This is a genomic window from Micrococcus sp. APC 4021, assembly GCF_030407635.1.
In the GTDB taxonomy this organism is placed as follows: domain Bacteria; phylum Actinomycetota; class Actinomycetes; order Actinomycetales; family Micrococcaceae; genus Micrococcus; species Micrococcus luteus.
This window is the reverse complement of the sequence record NZ_JASDCZ010000001.1, coordinates 1-18978: the sequence shown is the minus strand read 5'-3', so window position 1 is coordinate 18978 and position 18978 is coordinate 1. Positions and strand designations below refer to the sequence as shown.

Genomic DNA, 18978 nt, shown 5'->3' with positions numbered 1-18978 from the left:
CCCCAGGGTATCGGCCGCTCCGCGCGATACGGTGCCGCCATGAGTCAGATCGCGCCCGAGAGCCCGCACCCGGACACCGACGCCGTCGTGGGGGACGTGACCGGCCGACAGGGCGGGGGGTTCACCTGGGATCCCGCGCAGTACGAGGGCTTCGCCGAACACCGCGCCCGCCCCTTCCACGACCTGGTGGGGCGCGTGCACGCCGAGGCCCCGCGCGTCGTGGTGGACCTGGGCTGCGGCCCGGGGACCCTGACCCGGACGCTGGCCGAGCGCTGGCCGGACGCCGAGGTGATCGGTCTGGACGACTCGCCCGCCATGCTGGAGCGGGCCCGGGAGCAGGCGGCCCGCACGGGCGCCCCCGCCAACCTGCGCTTCGAGGCGGTCGACGCCTCGCAGTGGCGCCCGTCGGGGGCGACGGACGTCGTGGTGTCCAACGCGATGCTCCAGTGGATCCCGACGCACCGTCGCCTGATCCGGCGCTGGCTCGGGGACCTCACGCCGGGGGCGTGGTTCGCGGCGCAGATCCCGCGGCCCTACGAGCAGCCCTCCCACGCGGCGATCGTGGCGCTGGCGGAGGACCCGGCCTTCTCCGAGCCGCTGCACGGGGTGGCGACGACCCGCACCGTGGCGCCGCCCGAGGAGTACACGCGGCTGTTCCTCGAGGCGGGGTGGTCCCCGGTCGTCTGGGAGACGGAGTACCAGCAGGTGCTGACGGGCGAGGACCCGGTGTTCCGGTGGACCTCCGGCGCGGCCCTGCGACCGAGCCTGCAGGCCCTGGCCCGCTGGGACGCCGAGGAGGGCGCCGCCGAGGGCGCCGGGCTGCTCGAGGCGTTCGTGGACCGGTACCGCGCCGCCATGCGCGAGGCGTACCCGCCGGTGCCCGGTGTCACGGCCGACGACGGCGGCCCGGTCACGATCTTCCCGGCCCGGCGCCTGTTCATGGCGGGGCAGAAGCCGGCCTGACGCTGGGCCCGGGACCGCCCGGGCGCACCGTCACCAGCTGCGCTCGGCCCACTCCGGCAGGTGGGGGCGCTCGGCGCCCAGGGTCGTGGAGGCGCCGTGGCCGGGGTGGACCACCACGTCGTCGTCGAACGCGTCGAAGATCCGATCGCTCACGTCCGTGAACAGCTGACGGAACCGGCCGTCGTCGCCCTCGGTGTTGCCCACCCCGCCCGGGAAGAGGGAGTCGCCGGTGAAGAGCACGGCCGGCTCGTCCGCCTCGGGGCGGCACACCAGCGCGATGGACCCGGGCGTGTGGCCGCGCAGGGCCACCACCTCGAGCCGGAGCCCGTCCGCCCCCACGGTGTCCCCGTGGCGCAGGCGCACGTCGGGGGCGACCCCCGTGGCCTCGGCGATCGCGTCGGCGTCGTCCTCGCCGGCCGCCGTGCGGGCCCCGGTCAGGGAGGCCAGCGCCGGCAACGCGCGCACGTGGTCCCAGTGTCGATGCGTGGTGACGATCATCTCGAGGCGCGGCTCGCACGGGGTGTCGTCCGCGGCCGAGGCGATGAGGTCGCGGATGGCCTCGGCCTCGGCGGCGGCGTCGATCAGCACCTGCGCCCCCGTGGTCTTGGAGGTGAGCAGGTACACGTTGTTGTCCATCTCCGACACGGAGCAGGTGCGCACCGTGACGGCGGGCAGATCGTGCAGGAGGCGGTTCCGGGCGGTCTCGGGCATGCGCAACAGTGTACGGACGGGGCGGTGAGGCGCCAGGGCGGGCCCGGCCCGCGGTGGGTTCGCCCACAGGCGAGACCCCGGTGTCGTGTCCGTACCCGCCCCTATGCTGGCCGCGTGCCCAAGAACTCCTCCACCACCGTCTCCTCCGCCGTCGAGGCCCACCCCGGCGGCCTCGCCTCCGGCCCCGGCGGCGCGCGCTCGGGCGAGCGGGACCGCATCGTCGTCCAGGGCGCCCGCGAGCACAACCTGAAGGACGTGGACGTCAGCTTCCCGCGGGACGCCATGGTCGTGTTCACGGGTCTGTCCGGCTCGGGCAAGTCCTCCCTGGCCTTCGACACGATCTTCGCCGAGGGCCAGCGACGCTACGTCGAGTCGCTCTCCTCCTACGCCCGCATGTTCCTGGGCCGGGTGGACAAGCCGGACGTGGACTTCATCGAGGGCCTGTCCCCGGCCGTGTCCATCGACCAGAAGTCGACCAACCGCAACCCGCGCTCCACGGTGGGGACCATCACCGAGATCTACGACTACATGCGCCTGCTCTGGGCGCGTGTCGGGGTGCCGCACTGCCCGCAGTGCGGCGAGCCGGTGAGCCGGCAGACCCCGCAGCAGATCGTGGACCAGCTCGAGGAGCTGCCCGAGCGCACCCGCTTCCAGGTGCTCGCGCCCGTGGTCCGCGGCCGCAAGGGCGAGTTCGTGGACCTGTTCAAGGACCTGTCCACGCAGGGCTTCGCCCGCGCCGTCGTGGACGGGGAGACCGTCCAGCTCTCGGACCCGCCCGTGCTGAAGAAGCAGGTCAAGCACACCATCGCCGTCGTCGTGGACCGCCTCGCCATGAAGGAGGGCATCCGCCAGCGCCTCACCGACTCGGTGGAGACCGCCCTGAAGCTGGCGGACGGCCTCGTCGTGGCCGAGTTCGTGGACGTGGAGCCGGTCGCCGAGAAGGGCAGGAAGAACACCGCGGAGTTCGGCGGGCGGGACGCCGAGGGCAACCCCCGGTACCGCTCGTTCTCCGAGAAGCTCTCCTGCCCCAACGGGCACGAGCAGACCGTGGACGAGATCGAGCCGCGCTCGTTCTCCTTCAACAACCCGTTCGGCGCGTGCCCCGAGTGCACCGGCATCGGCTCCCGTCTGCAGGTGGACCCGGACCTCGTCGTCGCCAACGACGAGCTGTCCCTGCGCGAGGGCGCCGTCGTGCCGTGGTCGCTCGGCAAGTCCACCTCGGACTACTGGCTGCGCGTGCTCGGCGGGCTGGGCAAGGAGATGGGCTTCTCCCTGGACACCCCGTGGAAGGACCTGACGGAGGCGGAGCGCGACGCCGTCCTGCACGGCAAGGACTTCAAGGTGGAGGTGACGTTCCGCAACCGGTTCGGCCGCGAGCGCCGCTACACCACGGGCTTCGAGGGCGTCATCCCCTACGTGATGCGCAAGCACGGGGAGACCGAGTCGGACGGCGCCCGCGAGCGCTACGAGTCGTTCATGCGGGAGATCCCGTGCCCGGCGTGCCACGGGGCCCGCCTCAACCCCACGGTCCTGAACGTGCTCGTGGGCGGCCTGTCCATCGCGGACGCCACCCGCCTGCCCATGCGGGAGGCCATGGAGTTCTTCTCGGGGCTGCGGCTGACGGACCGGGAGCGGCAGATCGCGGACCAGGTGCTCAAGGAGATCCTGGCCCGGCTGGCGTTCCTGCTGGACGTCGGCCTGGAGTACCTCAACCTGGAGCGGCCGGCCGGCACCCTCTCTGGAGGCGAGGCCCAGCGCATCCGCCTGGCCACGCAGATCGGCTCCGGGCTGGTCGGCGTCCTCTACGTGCTCGACGAGCCGTCCATCGGCCTGCACCAGCGGGACAACCGCCGCCTCATCGAGACCCTCCTGCGCCTGCGGGACCTCGGCAACACCCTCATCGTCGTCGAGCACGACGAGGACACGATCGCCGAGGCGGACTGGATCGTGGACATCGGTCCTCGCGCGGGCGAGCACGGGGGCGAGGTCGTGCACTCGGGCTCCCTGGCGGATCTCAAGGCGAACACGCGGTCCGTCACCGGCGACTACCTCTCCGGGCGCCGCTCCATCGCGGTGCCGGAGCGGCGTCGCGTCCCGGAGAAGGGGCGCGTGCTGACGGTCCGCGGCGCCCAGGAGAACAACCTGAAGGACGTCTCGGTGGAGGTCCCGCTCGGGGTCCTCACGGCCGTGACGGGTGTGTCCGGCTCGGGCAAGTCCACGCTGATCAACGAGATCCTCTACAAGGTCCTGGCCAACCGGCTCAACGGCGCCAAGCTCGTGCCCGGCCGGCACCGGTCCGTGGAGGGGCTCGAGCACCTGGACAAGGTGGTCCACGTGGACCAGAGCCCCATCGGGCGCACGCCGCGCTCCAACCCCGCCACCTACACCGGCGTGTTCGACGCGATCCGCAAGCTCTTCGCAGAGACCCCCGAGGCGAAGGTCCGGGGCTACCAGCAGGGCCGGTTCTCCTTCAACATCAAGGGCGGGCGCTGCGAGGCGTGCGCGGGGGACGGCACGCTGAAGATCGAGATGAACTTCCTGCCGGACGTCTACGTGCCGTGCGAGGTGTGCCACGGGGCCCGGTACAACCGGGAGACGCTCGAGGTCACCTACAAGGGCAAGAACATCGCCGAGGTCCTCGACATGCCGATCGAGGAGGCCGCGGACTTCTTCAGCGCGTACACCCGCATCTCGCGGTACCTGGACACGCTCGTCGACGTCGGTCTGGGCTACGTCCGCCTGGGCCAGCCCGCCACCACGCTCTCGGGCGGCGAGGCCCAGCGCGTGAAGCTGGCGGCCGAGCTCCAGAAGCGCTCCAACGGCCGCACCATCTACGTGCTGGACGAGCCGACCACGGGGCTGCACTTCGACGACATCCGCAAGCTCCTGCACGTGCTCCAGTCCCTCGTGGACAAGGGCAACACGGTGCTCACCATCGAGCACAACCTCGACGTCATCAAGAGTGCCGACCACGTGATCGACCTCGGCCCCGAGGGCGGCTCCGGGGGCGGCACGATCGTGGCCGCGGGCACGCCGGAGGAGGTCGCACACGTCGCGGAGAGCCACACGGGCCGGTTCCTCGCGGAACTGCTCGCGTAGCATGGACCCCGCCCACGCAGGACGCGGACGAAGGAGAGCCATGGCGACGTCGGAGCCCGTGCGCAGGAGCGCCGCCGCGCTCCTGCGGCTCACCTGCCGCCCCGAGGTCGTCGGCATGGAGCACGTCCCTGCGCGGGGCCCCTTCGTCATGGCCTCCAACCACCTGTCCTTCGTCGACTCGGTGATCCTCCAGGCCCTCGCCCCCCGCCCGGTCCACTTCTTCGCCAAGGAGGAGTACTTCACGGGCACGGGCCTGCGGGGCCGCGTCCGGCGGCGGTTCTTCGAGTCCGTGGGCTCCGTCCCCGTCCGCCGGGGCGAGCAGGCCGCCTCCGTGGCCGCGCTCGAGTCCCTCGTGGGCCTGCTCGAGTCCGGCCAGGGCGTCGGCATCTACCCGGAGGGCACCCGCAGCCGCGACGGCCGCCTCTACCGCGGCCGCACCGGTGCGGCCTGGCTGGCCCTGGCCACGGGCGCACCCGTGGTGCCCGTGGGCCTCGTCGGCACGCAGCACCTCCAGCCGCCGGACACGAACGGCTTCCGTCCCCACCGGTTCTCCGTGCGCGTGGGCGCGCCCCTGGACTTCGGCCACCCCGGGCGTCGACACACCCTGCCGCAGCGCCGCGACGCGACGGCGGCGATCATGGACGCCATCGGCGCGCTCTCGGGGCAGGAGCGCGTGGACGCCTACAACGCCGCCCCGGGTGCCCGTGGCTGATCCGGCCTCCTACCGCCCGGCTCCGGGCGAGATCTCCACGTCGCCCGGCGTCTACCGCTTCCGCGACGCGGACGGACGCGTCGTCTACGTCGGCAAGGCGAAGAACCTGCGCGCCCGCCTGAGCTCCTATTTCCAGGACCCCGCCCGGCTGGCCACCAAGACCCGGACCATGGTGTTCACGGCGGCCGCGGTCGAGTGGACCGTCGTCGGCTCCGAGCTGGAGGCGCTCCAGCTCGAGTACACGTGGATCAAGGAGTACCGCCCCCGGTTCAACATCATGTACCGGGACGACAAGTCGTACCCGTACCTGGCCGTGACCATGAACGAGCAGTTCCCGCGCGTCCAGGTGATGCGCGGCGACCGGAAGCCCGGCGTGAAGTACTTCGGCCCGTTCCACCCGGCCAAGGCGATCCGCGAGACCGTGGACCTGATGCTGCGCGTCTTCCCGGTCCGCACGTGCTCGGCCGGCGTGTTCAAGCGGGCCCGCGCCCAGGACCGGCCGTGCCTGCTCGGCTACATCGGCAAGTGCTCGGCGCCCTGCGTGGGCCGGATCAGCCCGGCGGACCATCGCGCGCTGGCCCAGGACTTCTGCGACTTCATGGCCGGGGACGCGAACCGGTTCATCCGCGAGCTGGAGAAGGCCATGGCCCGTGCCGTCGAGGAGCTGCGCTACGAGGACGCGGCCCGGCTGCGGGACGACATCGCCGCGCTGCGCCGCGTGTTCGAGCGCAACGCCGTGGTGCTGCCGGAGAACACGGAGGCGGACATCTTCGCCCTGCACGCGGACGAGCTGGAGGTCGCGGTGCAGGTGTTCCACGTCCGGCAGGGACGCATCCGCGGCCAGCGCGGCTGGGTCATGGAGCGCGTGGAGGACGTCGCCGAGCCGGAGATGGTCGCGCACCTGCTCCAGCAGGTCTACGGCGACCTCGAGGGGCCGGAGCGCATCCCGCACGAGATCCTCGTCCCGGTCGAGCCCGACGACGCCGCACAGCTCACCGAGTGGCTCTCGGGCCTGCGCGGGTCCCGGGTCGCCGTGCGCGTGCCCCGGCGGGGCTCGAAGGCGGACCTCATGGAGACCGTCCGGGAGAACGCGGAGATGGCCCTCAAGCTGCACAAGTCGCGGCGGTCCGGGGACCTCACCACCCGCTCCGCCGCCCTGCGGGAGCTGCAGGAGGCCCTGGAGATCACCGAGCCCCTGCTGCGCATCGAGTGCTACGACATCTCCCACTCCCAGGGCACCAACGTGGTCGGCTCGATGGTCGTCATGGAGGACGGGCTGCCGAAGAAGAAGGACTACCGCCGCTTCAACGTCACGGGGGAGGCCGCCCGGGACGACACGGCGTCCCTGCGCGACGTCCTGCGGCGTCGTTTCGCCCGCCTGGCCAAGGAGCGCGCGGAGGGCGCCCCGCTCTCCGGTCAGGTCGAGGGGGACGATCAGGAGGCGGGGCGCCGCTTCGCGTACCCGCCCTCGCTCGTGGTGGTCGACGGCGGCCCGCCCCAGGTGGCCGCGGCCGCGGCGGTCCTCGAGGAGCTGGGCCTGGACGACCTGCCCGTGGTCGGGCTGGCCAAGCGGCTCGAGGAGGTGTGGCTGCCGGGCGACGAGTTCCCGGTGGTCCTGCCGCGCACCTCGGAGGGCCTGTACCTGCTCCAGCGCATCCGTGACGAGTCGCACCGGTTCGCGATCGCGGGCCACCGCAGCCGGCGGTCCAAGGCGATGACCGTCTCCGCCCTGGACGGGATCCCGGGCCTGGGCCCGGCCAAGCGCACCGCGCTGCTGAACCACTTCGGCTCCGTCGCCGAGATCCGGGCCGCCGGCGTGGACCGGCTGACCGAGGTCGCCGGCATCGGGCCGCGGCTGGCCGAGGCCGTCCACACGGCGCTCACGGCCGACACGCCCGCGGATACAGTGGAGTCATGACCGAGGAGACCCTCCAGCCGGAGAAGCCGCCGACATCCGAGGTGCTCGTGATCGCCGGGATGTCCGGCGCCGGACGGACCACCGCCGCGCACGCGCTCGAGGACCACGGCTGGGACGTGGTGGAGAACATGCCGCCGGCCCTGTTCGGCACGCTGGCCGAGCTCATCGCCCGCTCGCCGGAGGCGTTCCCGCGCCTGGCGATCGTGGTGGACGTGCGCTCGCGCTCCTACTTCGAGGAGCTGTACGCCGCCCTGCAGCACCTGGCCAACAGCGGAGTGGAGTATCGCACCGTGTTCCTCGATGCGGAGGACCACGTCCTCCTGCAACGCTTCGAGGCCGGCCGCCGCCCCCACCCGATGCAGGGCAACGCCCGGCTGCTGGACGGCATCCGCGCGGAGCGGGACGTCGTCGAGCCGCTCAAGGCGCGTGCCGACGTCGTGGTGGACACCACCGAGCTGAACGTGCACGGCCTGGCCACGGAGATCACCGAGCTGTTCTCGGAGTCCGGCCCCGTCACGCTGCGCCTGACCATCATGAGCTTCGGGTTCAAGTACGGCGTCCCGGCGGACGCGAACTTCGTGGCGGACATGCGCTTCATCCCCAACCCCCACTGGGTGCCGGCGCTGCGTCCGCACACGGGCACGGAGGCCGCGGTCGCGGACTACGTGCTCTCCCGCCCCGGTGTCGAGGACTTCCTGCGCGCGTACGTCGCCATGCTGGGGCCGGTGTTCGAGGGCTACCGGCGGGAGAACAAGCACTACGCCACGCTCGCCATCGGCTGCACGGGCGGCAAGCACCGCTCCGTGGCCGTCGCCGAGGAGCTCGCCCGGCGCCTGGCCCAGGTGCCCCACGTCACGGTGCACGTCCAGCACCGGGACATGGGGCGCGAATGACGTCCCCGCTCACCGGCCAGCTGCCCCTGCCGCCCGGGATGGGTTCGGAAGGGCGCGGGGTGGGCGCCGGCATGTCCCGCCCCACGGCCCGGGTCACCGCCCTCGGCGGCGGCCACGGCCTCTCCGCGTCCCTCGCGGCCCTGCGGCACGTGGCCGGGCACCTCACGGCCGTCGTCACGGTGGCGGACGACGGCGGCTCCTCCGGCACCATCCGCCGGGAGATGGCGGTGCTGCCGCCCGGCGACCTCCGCATGGCGCTGGCCGCCCTGTGCGACGACACCGACTGGGGTCGGACCTGGGCCCACGTCATGCAGCACCGCTTCCGCTCCACCGAGGTGCCCGCGGACCAGGCCACCCTGGACAACCACGCGCTCGGGAACCTCCTGATCGTCGCCCTCTGGGAGCTGCTGGGCGACCCGGTGGACGGGCTGCGCTGGGCCGGCGCCCTGCTGCGGGCGCACGGCGAGGTCCTGCCGGTCTCGCGGGTGCCGCTGACCATCGGCGGGGACGTGCTCAGCGCCGGCCCGGACGGCCGCCTGCGCACCCGATGCGTGGAGGGCCAGGTGGCCCTCGCGGTCGCCGCGTTCGAGGGGCGCGTCACCGACGTCCGCCTGAGCCCGTCCGACGCCCCCGCCACCCCGGAGGCGCTCTCGGCGATCGAGCTGGCCGACTGGGTGGTGCTCGGACCCGGCTCGCTGTACACGTCGGTGCTGCCGCACCTGCTGATGCCGGACGTGCGCGCGGCCCTCGCCGCCACCGCCGCCCGGCGCCTCATGGTGCTGAACCTGCGCACGGGAGACCAGGAGACCACCGGCCTCACCCACGCCGACCACCTCAAGGTGCTGCGCTCCTATGCGCCGGACCTCCGGCTGGACGTGGTGATCGCCGACGTGGACGCGGTCACCGACCGGGCGGCGGTGGAGGCCGAGGCGGCCCGGATGGGCGCGCGCGTGGCGTTCAGTAGAGTGAGCAGTGCCCAGGATCCCCAGGTCCACGACCCGCTGCGCCTGGCCGTCGCGATCGACGAGGCGATGACCCACTGACGCGCGCACCTCGCCGAGAAGGAGCACGAGCATGGCGCTGACCATGACCCTCAAGGAGGAGCTGGCCCGTGTGCCGGTCGCCGCGACCCCGGAGCGGCGGGCGGAGACCGCGGCGATGCTGCGGTTCGCCGGGGGGTTGCACCTCGTGGCCGGCCGCGTCGTCGTGGAGGCGGAGCTGGACCACGGCGCCAGCGTGCGCCGCCTGCGCGCCGCCATCACCGACCTGTACGGCCTGGCCCCGGAGATCGTGGTGATCTCCGGCGGCAACCTGCGCCGTGGTCAGCGGTACGTGCTCCGGGTCGTGCGCGGGGGAGAGGACCTCGCCCGGCAGACCGGGCTCATCGACCAGCGGGGACGGCCCGTGCGTGGCCTCGCGCCGGTCCTCGTCAGCGGGACGACGGCGGCCACCGCCGCCGTGTGGCGCGGGGCCCTGCTGGCCCACGGCTCCCTCACCGAGCCCGGCCGCTCGGCGGCCCTCGAGGTGACCACGCCGGGCCCGGAGGCCGCGCTCGCGCTGGTGGGGGCCGCGCGTCGGCTCCGCGTGGCGGCGAAGGCACGCGAGGTGCGTCAGTCGGACCGCGTCGTGGTCCGCGACGGCGAGGCGATCGCCACGCTGCTGGCCGCCGTCGGCGCGGAGCAGACCGCGACCCTCTGGCGCGAGCGGCGCGAGCGCAAGGAGGTCCGGGCCACCGCCAACCGCCTGGCGAACTTCGACGACGCCAACCTGCGCCGCTCCGCCCAGGCCGCCGTCATGGCCGGGGCGAAGGTGGAGCGGGCCCTCGAGATCCTCGGCGACGAGGTGCCCGACCACCTTCGCTACGCAGGTCGACTGCGCCTCGAGCACAAGCAGGCCTCCCTCGACGAGCTCGGCCGCCTCGCGGACCCGCCGATGACCAAGGACGCCGTCGCCGGGCGCATCCGCCGGCTGCTGGCCATGGCGGACAAGCGGGCCGCCGAGCGGGGCGTTCCCGGGACGGACGCGGCCTCCGAGGGCTGAGCGCGGGATCACCGTCGACGGGATCTGGCCCCGGCGCTCCGCCCCCGATCACAATGGAGACGGACGGAATACGCCGCCGAGACGCGAGGTTGCCCGAGATGGAGGCCGAGGGCGTCCTGCCCGCAGCCTCGCCTGACCAAGGAGGAAGCATGACCGAATACACCCTTCCGGAGCTGGACTACGACTACGCCGCGCTGGAGCCGCACATCTCGGCCCGCATCATGGAGCTGCACCACTCCAAGCACCACGCCACGTACGTCAAGGGCGCGAACACCGCCCTGGAGAAGCTGGCCGCCGCGCGTGAGGCCGGCGACTTCGGCTCCGTGAACCAGCTGTCGAAGGACCTCGCCTTCAACCTGGGCGGGCACACGAACCACTCGATCTTCTGGAAGAACCTCTCGCCGGAGGGCGGCGACAAGCCGACCGGCGAGCTGGCCGCCGCCATCGACGAGTACTTCGGCTCGTTCGACCAGTTCCAGGCCCACTTCACCGCCGCCGCCCTCGGCATCCAGGGCTCCGGCTGGGCCGTGCTGGCCTACGAGCCCATCGGCGGCAACCTGGTGATCGAGCAGTTCTACGACCAGCAGAACGGCGTGCCGGTCGCCACCATCCCGCTGTTCCAGCTGGACATGTGGGAGCACGCCTTCTACCTCGACTACCAGAACGTCAAGGCGGACTACGTCAAGGCGATCTGGAACATCGTGAACTGGGCCGACGTGCAGGCCCGCTTCGAGGCCGCCCGCGCCGGCGCCTCCGGCCTGATCCTCCCGGCCTGATCCACACCGCGCACCGGGGCGCTGACGTCGTGGCCCCACGACGTCAGCGCCCCGATGCGGGGAGGGGCTCGGCGCTCCGGCCCTGTCCCCACCGCGCGCCCGGACCGGGCGCGACCGCTCGACCGTACCGCCCCGGACCCACCGCCACGGGGACCACGCAACGCGAACTAACGAGAGAGACCACCATGACCAAGATCGCCATCAACGGCTACGGCCGCATCGGACGCAACATCGTGCGCGTGCTCAGGGACCGCGGCCACGAGAACCTCGAGCTGGTCGCGGTGAACGACCTCGCCGACCCCGAGGACCTGTTCTGGCTGACCCAGTACGACACCATCCTGGGCCGCTACCCGGGCGAGCTGGAGCGGACCGAGAAGGGGTTCCGCATCGACGGCCGCGACGTCGCGTTCTTCCAGGAGGCCGACCCGACGAAGCTGCCGTGGGGTGAGCTCGGCGTGGACCTGGTCATCGAGTGCACCGGCATCTTCACGACCGGCCCCAAGGCGCAGGCCCACCTCGACGCGGGGGCCAAGAAGGTCCTCATCTCGGCCCCCGCCAAGGAGGTCGACGGCACCTTCGTGATGGGCGTGAACGAGCACACCTACGACGCGGAGTCGATGCACATCGTCTCGAACGCCTCGTGCACCACGAACTGCCTGGCCCCGATGGCGAAGGTCCTCAACGACGAGTTCGGCATCGTGGACGGCATCATGACCACGATCCACGCGTACACCGGCGACCAGAACCTGCACGACAACGTGCACAAGAAGGATCGCCGTCGGGCGCGCGCCGCGGCCCAGAACATGGTGCCCACCTCCACGGGCGCGGCCAAGGCCATCGGCGAGGTCATCCCGGAGCTGAAGGGCAAGCTCGACGGCTTCGCCATGCGGGTGCCCACCATCACCGGCTCGGCCACCGACCTGACCGTGGAGCTGACGCGCCACGTGGAGGTCGAGGAGATCAACGCGGCGTTCAAGAAGGCCGCGGAGTCCGGTCCGCTGCAGGGCCGCCTGGTCTACTCGGAGGACCCGATCGTGTCCTCGGACATCATCACCTCCCCGGCGGCGTGCACCTTCGACGCCCCGCTGACCAAGTCCATCGGCCAGACCGTGAAGATCATCGGCTGGTACGACAACGAGTACGGCTACACCTCCCAGCTCATGGACTTCGCAGACCTCATCGGCTCGAAGCTCTGAGCCCGCACGGCGCCCGACGGCCCGGGCCGACGGTTCCTCCGTCGGCCCGGGCCGTCCGCCTAGACTGCACCGTGAACCGACCCCGCTCCGGCACCCCAGGAGGCATCATGCCCGCACCGACCCTCACCGATCTGCTCGAGGCCGGCGTCGCCGGCCGCACCGTGCTCATCCGGTCCGACCTGAACGTCCCGCTGGACGGGGACACCGTCACCGACGACGGCCGCATCCGTGCCTCGCTGCCCGCGATCCGGGACCTGGCCGAGGCCGGTGCGCGCGTGATCGTCATGGCCCACCTGGGCCGCCCCAAGGGTGAGCCGGACCCCGCGTACTCCCTCCGCCCCGTCGCCGCGCGCATGGCCGAGCTGCTGGGCACCGACGTCGCCCTCGCCGCGGACGTGACCGGGGACGACGCGCGCGCGAAGGCCGCCGCCCTGCAGGACGGCCAGGTGCTGCTGCTGGAGAACGTGCGCTTCGACGCCCGCGAGACCTCCAAGGACGATGCCGAGCGCGCCGCACTGGCCGGCGAGATGGCGGCGCTGGCCGGCGACGACGGCGCCTACGTGGGCGACGCCTTCGGCGCGGTCCACCGCAAGCACGCCTCCGTGTTCGACGTCGCGGCACAGCTGCCGGCCCACCAGGGCCCGCTGGTCGCCGCCGAGCTCGAGGTGCTCACCCGTCTGACCGAGTCCCCGGAGCGGCCTTACGTCGTCGTGCTGGGCGGGTCGAAGGTCTCGGACAAGCTGGCCGTGATCGACAACCTGCTGGACAAGGCCGACACGCTGCTGATCGGCGGCGGCATGCTCTTCACGTTCCTCAAGGCGCAGGGCCACGAGGTGGGCGCCTCCCTGCTCGAGGAGGACCAGCTCGACACCGTCCGCGAGTACCTGCGCCGCTCCGAGGCCGGGGCCGCCCGCATCGTGCTCCCCACGGACATCGTCATGGCCTCCGGCTTCGCGGCCGACGCCGAGCACGAGGTCCTGGCCGTGGACGCCCTCACCTCGGGCGCGCACGGCGCGTCCGCCATGGGCTTGGACATCGGCCCCGAGACGGCCCGGGCGTTCGCGGAGCAGATCCGCGGCGCCCAGACCGTGTTCTGGAACGGCCCCATGGGCGTGTTCGAGTTCCCGGCCTTCGCGGAGGGCACCCGGGCGGTGGCCCGGGCCCTCACCGAGGCCTCCGCGGCCGGCGGCCTGTCGGTGGTCGGCGGCGGCGACTCCGCGGCGGCCGTGCGCACGCTCGGCTTCGCCGACGACGCGTTCGGCCACATCTCCACCGGCGGCGGCGCCTCCCTCGAATACCTCGAGGGCAAGGAGCTGCCGGGCGTCACCGCCCTGGCCGGCGAGGGGCGGGCGTGAGCATGGCGGAGCAGACCACGCGCGTGCCGCTGATCGCGGGCAACTGGAAGATGAACCTGGACCACCTCGAGGCCGTCACCCTGGTGCAGCGCCTCACGTGGCTCCTCTCGGACGCGGACCATGACCAGGAGGCCGTGGAGGTCGCGGTGTTCCCGCCCTTCACGGGCCTGCGGTCCGTGCAGACGCTCGTCACCGGTGACCGCCTGGACCTCGTCTACGGCGCGCAGGACCTCTCGCCCGAGGACGCCGGCGCCTACACGGGCGACGTCTCCGGCGCGTTCCTGGCCGCGCTGGGGTGCCGTTACGCGATCGTGGGCCACTCCGAGCGCCGCACCCTCCACGGGGAGGACGACGCCCTCGTCGCGCGCAAGGCCGCCGCGGCCCTGCGCCACGGCCTCACCCCGGTGATCTGCGTGGGCGAGGGCCTGGAGGTGCGCCAGGCCGGCCGGCACGTCGAGCACACGCTCGCCCAGCTGGAGGGCTCGATCGCGGGCCTGTCGGCGCAGGACGTGGCCGGCGTCGTCGTCGCCTACGAGCCCGTGTGGGCGATCGGCACGGGCGAGGTCGCCGGCCCCGAGGACGCGCAGCAGATGTGCGCGGCCCTGCGCGCCCGCGTGGCCGCACTGCACGGCGACGACGTCGCCGCCGGACTGCGGATCCTCTACGGCGGCTCCGTGAAGTCCTCCAGCGCGCCGGCGCTGCTGGCGCAGCCAGACGTGGACGGCGCCCTCGTGGGCGGCGCCAGCCTCGACGCGGACGAGTTTGCTAAGATCGTCCGGTTCGACCAGGCCTGATCCGTCCGGCCCGACCGACCGCATTCTCCGTGACGGCCCCGGCGCGCGCCGGGGCCGCACCTCGACCCGAGGAGCCCTCCCGTGGACGTCCTGACCCTGGCCCTGCAGATCCTCGTGGTCGTGCTCAGCGTGGTCATCGTGCTGCTCATCCTGCTGCACAAGGGCCGCGGCGGCGGCGTCTCGGACATGTTCGGCGGCGGCGTGACCAGCTCGATGAGCTCCTCGGGCTCCGCCCAGCGTCTGCTCACCCGCCTGACCGTCGGCTCCGTGGTCGCCTGGGGTGTCGTGATCGCCCTGCTCGGCGTCCTGCCGCGTCTGACCATGGAGTCCTGAGGCCGCCCCGCCGGGCCCCGACGCGAACGCCCCGCACGGAAGATCCGTGCGGGGCGTTCGCGCGTCCCGGACCGGTGGGGCGCCGGGGGCCCCTCAGCGTTCGGAGGCCTGCACGGGGGAGAGGTCCGTGCGCGGCAGGCCCTGGTGGAGCACGGCGCCGAAGACCTCGTCCGGGTCCAGGCGGCGCAGCTCCTCGGCCAGGCAGTCCTGGATCGTCCGGCGTGGCAGGGAGATGCGCTGCACCGGCCGGCCCTGCTGATAGAGCCGGGCCACCTGCGACTGCGAGCGGGAGAGCACCACGTCCCCGTCCGTGCACCGCAGGCGCACCGCACGGATCCCGTGGCCGACCTTCGAGTGCGCGATCGTCACGGGCACCTTCAGGGTCAGGGTGAGCCACGCCGCGAGCAGCATGGTGCTGGGGGAGTCCGGCGCCCCGTCCACCGTCACCGAGCGCAGGGTGGCCACGTCGAGCGTGTCGAAGATCCCGGCCACCTGGATCCGCCACAGCGTCAGGCGCGTCCAGGCCAGGTCGGTGTCCCCCTCATGGTGGCCCGCGCGCAGAGCCCACAGGGCGGGCTCGGCCGCGGACGCCGAGGCCGTGTCCGTGATCCGGCGGTGGGCCAGGCGACCGAGCGCCGTCGCCGAGGGGACCCCGGGTGGCACCCCGGGCCACCACACGACGATGGGCGCATCGGGCAGGAGCAGCCCGGAGACGAGCGACTCGTCGGCGTGGGCGTTCTCCCCGGCGCACCACAGCACCACGACGTCGGAGGCGCCGGCGTCGCCCCCGACCCGGATCTCGGCGTCCAGGCGGGTGGGGGCCGCGGGGTCGCCCAGGGCCAGGACGACGATGCGGCACGGGTGTTCGAGCGAGGCCGCGTTGGCGGCCTGGACGGCGGACTCGATGCCGGCGTCGTCCGTGCTGATCACGAGCGTGAGGACGCGGCCGAGGGCCACGACCCCGCTCTTCTCGCGCAGCTGCGTGATGCGCTTGGCCACCTGGGAGGTGGTGGTGTCGTGCATGCGGATCTTCACGGGCGCCTCCAGCTTCGTCCGTCGCGGGCCATGAGGGCGTCGGCCGAGGGCGGTCCCCACGTGCCCGGGGCGTAGGGCTCGGGCTGGGTGCCCAGGCTCGCCCAGTGCTCCTCGAACGGGTCCACGATCCGCCAGGACAGCTCCACCTCGGCCTGGCGCGGGAACAGCGGCGGCTCCCCGAGGAGCACGTCGAGGATGAGACGCTCGTACGCCTCGGGGGAGTCCTCGGTGAAGGCGTGGCCGTAGCCGAAGTCCATCGTGACGTCGCGGATCTCGGTCTGCGTGCCGGGCACCTTGGACGCGAAGCGGATGGTGACGCCCTCGTCCGGCTGCACCCGGATGACGATGATGTTCTGCCCGAACTCGTCCCCGTCGTGGACGGGGAACAGCAGGTGCGGGGGCTTCTTGAAGACGACGGCGATCTCCGTCACCCGCCGGCCGAGGCGTTTGCCGGCCCGCAGGTAGAACGGCACGCCCTGCCAGCGCCGCGTGCGGATGCCCACCTTGAGCGCGGCGTACGTCTCCGTGACGGACGCCGGGTTGAAGCCCTCCTCGTCGAGGAATCCCGTGACCCGCTCGCCGCCCTGCCAGCCGGAGGTGTACTGGCCGCGGGCGGAGGCCGCCGCGAGTCCCTCGGGCGTGTCCGGGACGGTCACGGCCTCGAGGACCTTCTCCTTCTCCGCGCGCAGATGGTCCGCGTCGAACGAGATCGGCTCCTCCATCGCGGTGAACGCGAGCAGCTGCAGGAGGTGGTTCTGGATGACGTCGCGCGCCGCGCCCACGCCGTCGTAGTAGCTCGCCCGTCCACCGATGCCGATGTCCTCGGCCATCGTGATCTGGACGTGGTCCACGTGCTCCGCGTTCCAGAGCGGCTCGAACATCCGGTTGGCGAACCGGAACGCGAGGATGTTCTGCACCGTCTCCTTGCCGAGGTAGTGGTCGATGCGGAACACCGCGTCCGAGGGGAAGACGCGCTCGATCACAGCATTGAGCTCCTGCGCGCTGGCCAGGTCGTGGCCGAAGGGCTTCTCGATGACCACGCGGCGCCACGGGCCCTCGGCCGGCTGCGACCGGTCGGCCAGGCCCTGGTCGGCCAGGTGGCGGGAGACGGCCTCGAACCAGTCCGGCGGGATGGAGAGGTAGAACGCGGTGTTCCCCCGCGTGCCGCGTGAGGTCTCGAGCTCGGCGAGCACCTCGTCGAGACGGACGTAGGCAGCCTCGTCGTCGAACGCGCCGGAGACGAAGCGCAGACCGCCCTGGAACTGGTCCCACACGGTCTCGTCGAACGTGGTCCGGGAGGAGGCCTCGACGGCGGCGCGCACGTAGTCGGCGAACTCCTCGTCGGACCAGCTGCGGCGACCGAAGCCGACGAGGGAGAACGCCGGCGGCAGCAGGCCGCGTTGGGCCAGGTCGTACATGGCCGGCAGGAGCTTCTTCTTCGCCAGGTCGCCCGTCACGCCGAACAGCACGAGCGCCGACGGGCCCGCGATGCGGGTCAGGCGCCGGTCACGGGGGTCGCGCAGCGGGTTGCGGGGGGCGGTCCGGGACTCACCGGCCACGGACGGCGCTCCTCAGGGCCTCGATGCCCGCGTCGCGGCGGCGCAGGTGCAGGGTGACCACGGGGCGGCCGAGATCGCCCAGCACCCGGGCGTCGCCCGCTGCCTGCGCGGCGATGAGCCTGCCCAGGGAGAACGGGCGGCCGGGCACCTCGAGGTCCAGGCCGGCGTCGCCGGTGATCTGCAGGAACACGCCGACGGCCGGGCCGCCCTTGTGGAACTGTCCGGTGGAGTGCAGGAACCGCGGACCCCAGCCGAACGTGACCGGGCGGCCGACCAGGTCCGCCAGGTCCGCGCGCAGCTCCTCGAGCTCGGCGTCGTCATGACGGGAGAGGTAGGCGTGGACCGCCAGGTAGCCGCCCTCGGGCACCAGTGCCGCCGTGGCGCGCAGCACGCCGGCCAGGTCCGGGGCAGAGGTCACGGACGCCGGGCCGGAGACCTCGACACCCTCCACCTCGCCGTCGGCCGGCCGCTCGGCGGCGGGGCCGTCCAGCAGGGTGCGGGCGGCGGCCTTGGCGGCCTCCACGTCCGGCTGGTCGAAGGGGTTGATCCCGAGCAGGCGGCCGGCCACCGCGGTGGCCACCTCCCACAGCAGCAGCTGGGCGCCGAGCGAGCCGGCGACCTGCACGCCGTGGCCCGGGGCCGCGACGTCGTCCTCGCCGACGAGCTGCACCTGCAGCAGGTCGGGGGCGTCCCACACGGTCTCGGGGTCGCCGGGGGCGACGACGACGGGCAGCAGCCCGGTGCCGTCCTTGCCCGTGGACTCGGCGATCAGCTGCTCGATCCAGGCCGGCAGTCCGGCGATGCCGGACCCGTGGTCGGCGAAGACGAGCTTGTCGCGCAGCGGGCGGGTGCCGCCCAGGGCCGCGCCGAGCTGCAGGCCCGGGTTGTCCTCGTCGTCGGCGATCAGCAGGTCGAGCACGGCCTCCGCGTCGTCCAGCAGGGCCGCGACGTCCACGCTGGCCAGGCCGGTGGGGACCAGGCCGAACGCGGTGAGGGCCGAGAAACGCCCGCCCACGGTCGGGTCCGCGGTGAAGACGGCGCGCCAGCCGGCGGACTCGCACGCGGCGTGCAGCGGTGAGCCCGGGTCCGTGACGGCGACCAGGCGGGTGCGGGGGTCGATCCCGGCGTCGCGGAACGCGGCCTCGACGACGCGGCGCTGCGAGTCGGTCTCCACGGTGGAGCCGGACTTGGAGGAGACCACCAGCACGGTTCGCTCGAGGTCGCGCTCGAGGGCGCGGGAGACCTGGAGCGGGTCCGTGGAGTCCAGGACCTCGAGCTCGACGCCGGCCGTCGCCGCGATCACCTCGGGGGCCAGGGACGAGCCGCCCATGCCCGCCAGGACCACGCGGTCCACGCCCTCGGCGCGCAGCTCCCGGGTCAGCTGGGCGATGTGCGGGACGAGGGCGCGGGAGTCCTCGAACAGGTCGATCCAGCCGAGCCGCTTGGCGGCCTCGTCGCGGGCCGGCGCCCCCCACAGGTCGGCGTCCTGCGCCCCGAGGCGGGAGGCGACGCGGTCCTGGAGGAGGGCGGGCAGATGGCGGTCGATCGCCTCGAGGGCGGCTCCGGTGGCGGTGAGGCCGAGGGTGCTCATGGG

Annotated in this window: 16 protein-coding genes; 12 read left to right on the top strand and 4 right to left on the bottom strand. The window is 73.0% G+C overall.

Annotated features, from left to right (window positions below; all coding sequences use genetic code 11):
* Positions 1-39: 39 nt before the first annotated feature.
* Positions 40-963: a methyltransferase domain-containing protein gene (locus tag QL983_RS00080; protein WP_216881329.1), complete on the top strand. Its 924-nt coding sequence runs from the start codon at positions 40-42 to the stop codon at positions 961-963.
* A 30-nt stretch (positions 964-993) separates the two neighbouring features.
* On the opposite strand, the gene QL983_RS00075 is transcribed toward QL983_RS00080, so the two are convergent.
* Positions 994-1674 (bottom strand): MBL fold metallo-hydrolase, encoded by a 681-nt coding sequence (locus QL983_RS00075; protein ID WP_063189256.1) that lies wholly within the window; start codon positions 1672-1674, stop codon positions 994-996.
* 114 nt (positions 1675-1788) lie between these two features.
* Between QL983_RS00075 and uvrA the strand changes: the two genes are divergently transcribed.
* The 11 genes from uvrA (at position 1789) to secG (ending at position 14790) form a co-directional block, all read left to right on the top strand.
* Complete coding sequence (gene uvrA / locus QL983_RS00070) at positions 1789-4773, top strand: excinuclease ABC subunit UvrA (RefSeq protein WP_036315307.1); 2985 nt, start codon at positions 1789-1791, stop codon at positions 4771-4773.
* Between the two features lie 40 nt (positions 4774-4813).
* The gene (locus QL983_RS00065) at positions 4814-5485 is read left to right on the top strand and encodes a lysophospholipid acyltransferase family protein (RefSeq protein ID WP_036315306.1); all 672 of its coding nucleotides are present in this window, start codon (positions 4814-4816) and stop codon (positions 5483-5485) included.
* On the top strand, positions 5478-7403 hold the full coding sequence (uvrC, locus tag QL983_RS00060) for an excinuclease ABC subunit UvrC (protein ID WP_036315391.1): 1926 nt from the start codon (positions 5478-5480) through the stop codon (positions 7401-7403). The genes QL983_RS00065 and uvrC overlap by 8 nt, the downstream gene beginning before the upstream one ends.
* Positions 7400-8296 (top strand): RNase adapter RapZ, encoded by an 897-nt coding sequence (gene rapZ / locus QL983_RS00055; RefSeq protein WP_036338578.1) that lies wholly within the window; start codon positions 7400-7402, stop codon positions 8294-8296. The genes uvrC and rapZ overlap by 4 nt, the downstream gene beginning before the upstream one ends.
* Entirely contained in the window at positions 8293-9339 is a 1047-nt protein-coding gene (yvcK, locus tag QL983_RS00050) for a uridine diphosphate-N-acetylglucosamine-binding protein YvcK (protein WP_123243857.1), read from the top strand. Before rapZ ends, yvcK begins: the two co-directional genes overlap by 4 nt.
* 31 nt (positions 9340-9370) lie before the next feature.
* Positions 9371-10336: a DNA-binding protein WhiA gene (gene whiA, locus QL983_RS00045; RefSeq protein WP_129866766.1), complete on the top strand. Its 966-nt coding sequence runs from the start codon at positions 9371-9373 to the stop codon at positions 10334-10336.
* A 149-nt stretch (positions 10337-10485) separates the two neighbouring features.
* Complete coding sequence (locus tag QL983_RS00040; protein WP_036315296.1) at positions 10486-11112, top strand: superoxide dismutase; 627 nt, start codon at positions 10486-10488, stop codon at positions 11110-11112.
* A gap of 185 nt (positions 11113-11297) precedes the next feature.
* Positions 11298-12308, top strand: coding sequence for a type I glyceraldehyde-3-phosphate dehydrogenase (gene gap, locus QL983_RS00035; RefSeq protein ID WP_036315293.1), 1011 nt, complete (start codon positions 11298-11300; stop codon positions 12306-12308).
* A gap of 107 nt (positions 12309-12415) precedes the next feature.
* A complete protein-coding gene (locus QL983_RS00030; RefSeq protein WP_036315290.1) occupies positions 12416-13663 on the top strand; it encodes a phosphoglycerate kinase in 1248 nt (415 codons plus the stop codon).
* 2 nt (positions 13664-13665) lie between these two features.
* Positions 13666-14457, top strand: coding sequence for a triose-phosphate isomerase (tpiA, locus tag QL983_RS00025; protein WP_010078716.1), 792 nt, complete (start codon positions 13666-13668; stop codon positions 14455-14457).
* Positions 14458-14538: 81 nt separating this feature from the next.
* Positions 14539-14790 (top strand): preprotein translocase subunit SecG, encoded by a 252-nt coding sequence (gene secG / locus QL983_RS00020; protein ID WP_036315286.1) that lies wholly within the window; start codon positions 14539-14541, stop codon positions 14788-14790.
* 93 nt (positions 14791-14883) lie between these two features.
* Here the strand turns inward: secG and QL983_RS00015 are convergent, their stop codons facing one another.
* The 3 genes from QL983_RS00015 to QL983_RS00005 are packed head-to-tail and all read right to left on the bottom strand — an operon-like array spanning position 14884 to position 18975.
* A complete protein-coding gene (locus QL983_RS00015) occupies positions 14884-15825 on the bottom strand; it encodes a glucose-6-phosphate dehydrogenase assembly protein OpcA (RefSeq protein ID WP_036315284.1) in 942 nt (313 codons plus the stop codon).
* Complete coding sequence (gene zwf / locus QL983_RS00010; RefSeq protein WP_036315281.1) at positions 15822-17384, bottom strand: glucose-6-phosphate dehydrogenase; 1563 nt, start codon at positions 17382-17384, stop codon at positions 15822-15824. The genes QL983_RS00015 and zwf overlap by 4 nt, the downstream gene beginning before the upstream one ends.
* Positions 17374-18975 carry a glucose-6-phosphate isomerase gene (locus QL983_RS00005; RefSeq protein ID WP_129866765.1) on the bottom strand — a complete coding sequence of 534 codons (1602 nt, stop codon included), beginning with the start codon at positions 18973-18975 and terminating at the stop codon, positions 17374-17376. Before QL983_RS00005 ends, zwf begins: the two co-directional genes overlap by 11 nt.
* Between the last annotated feature and the right edge of the window lie 3 nt (positions 18976-18978).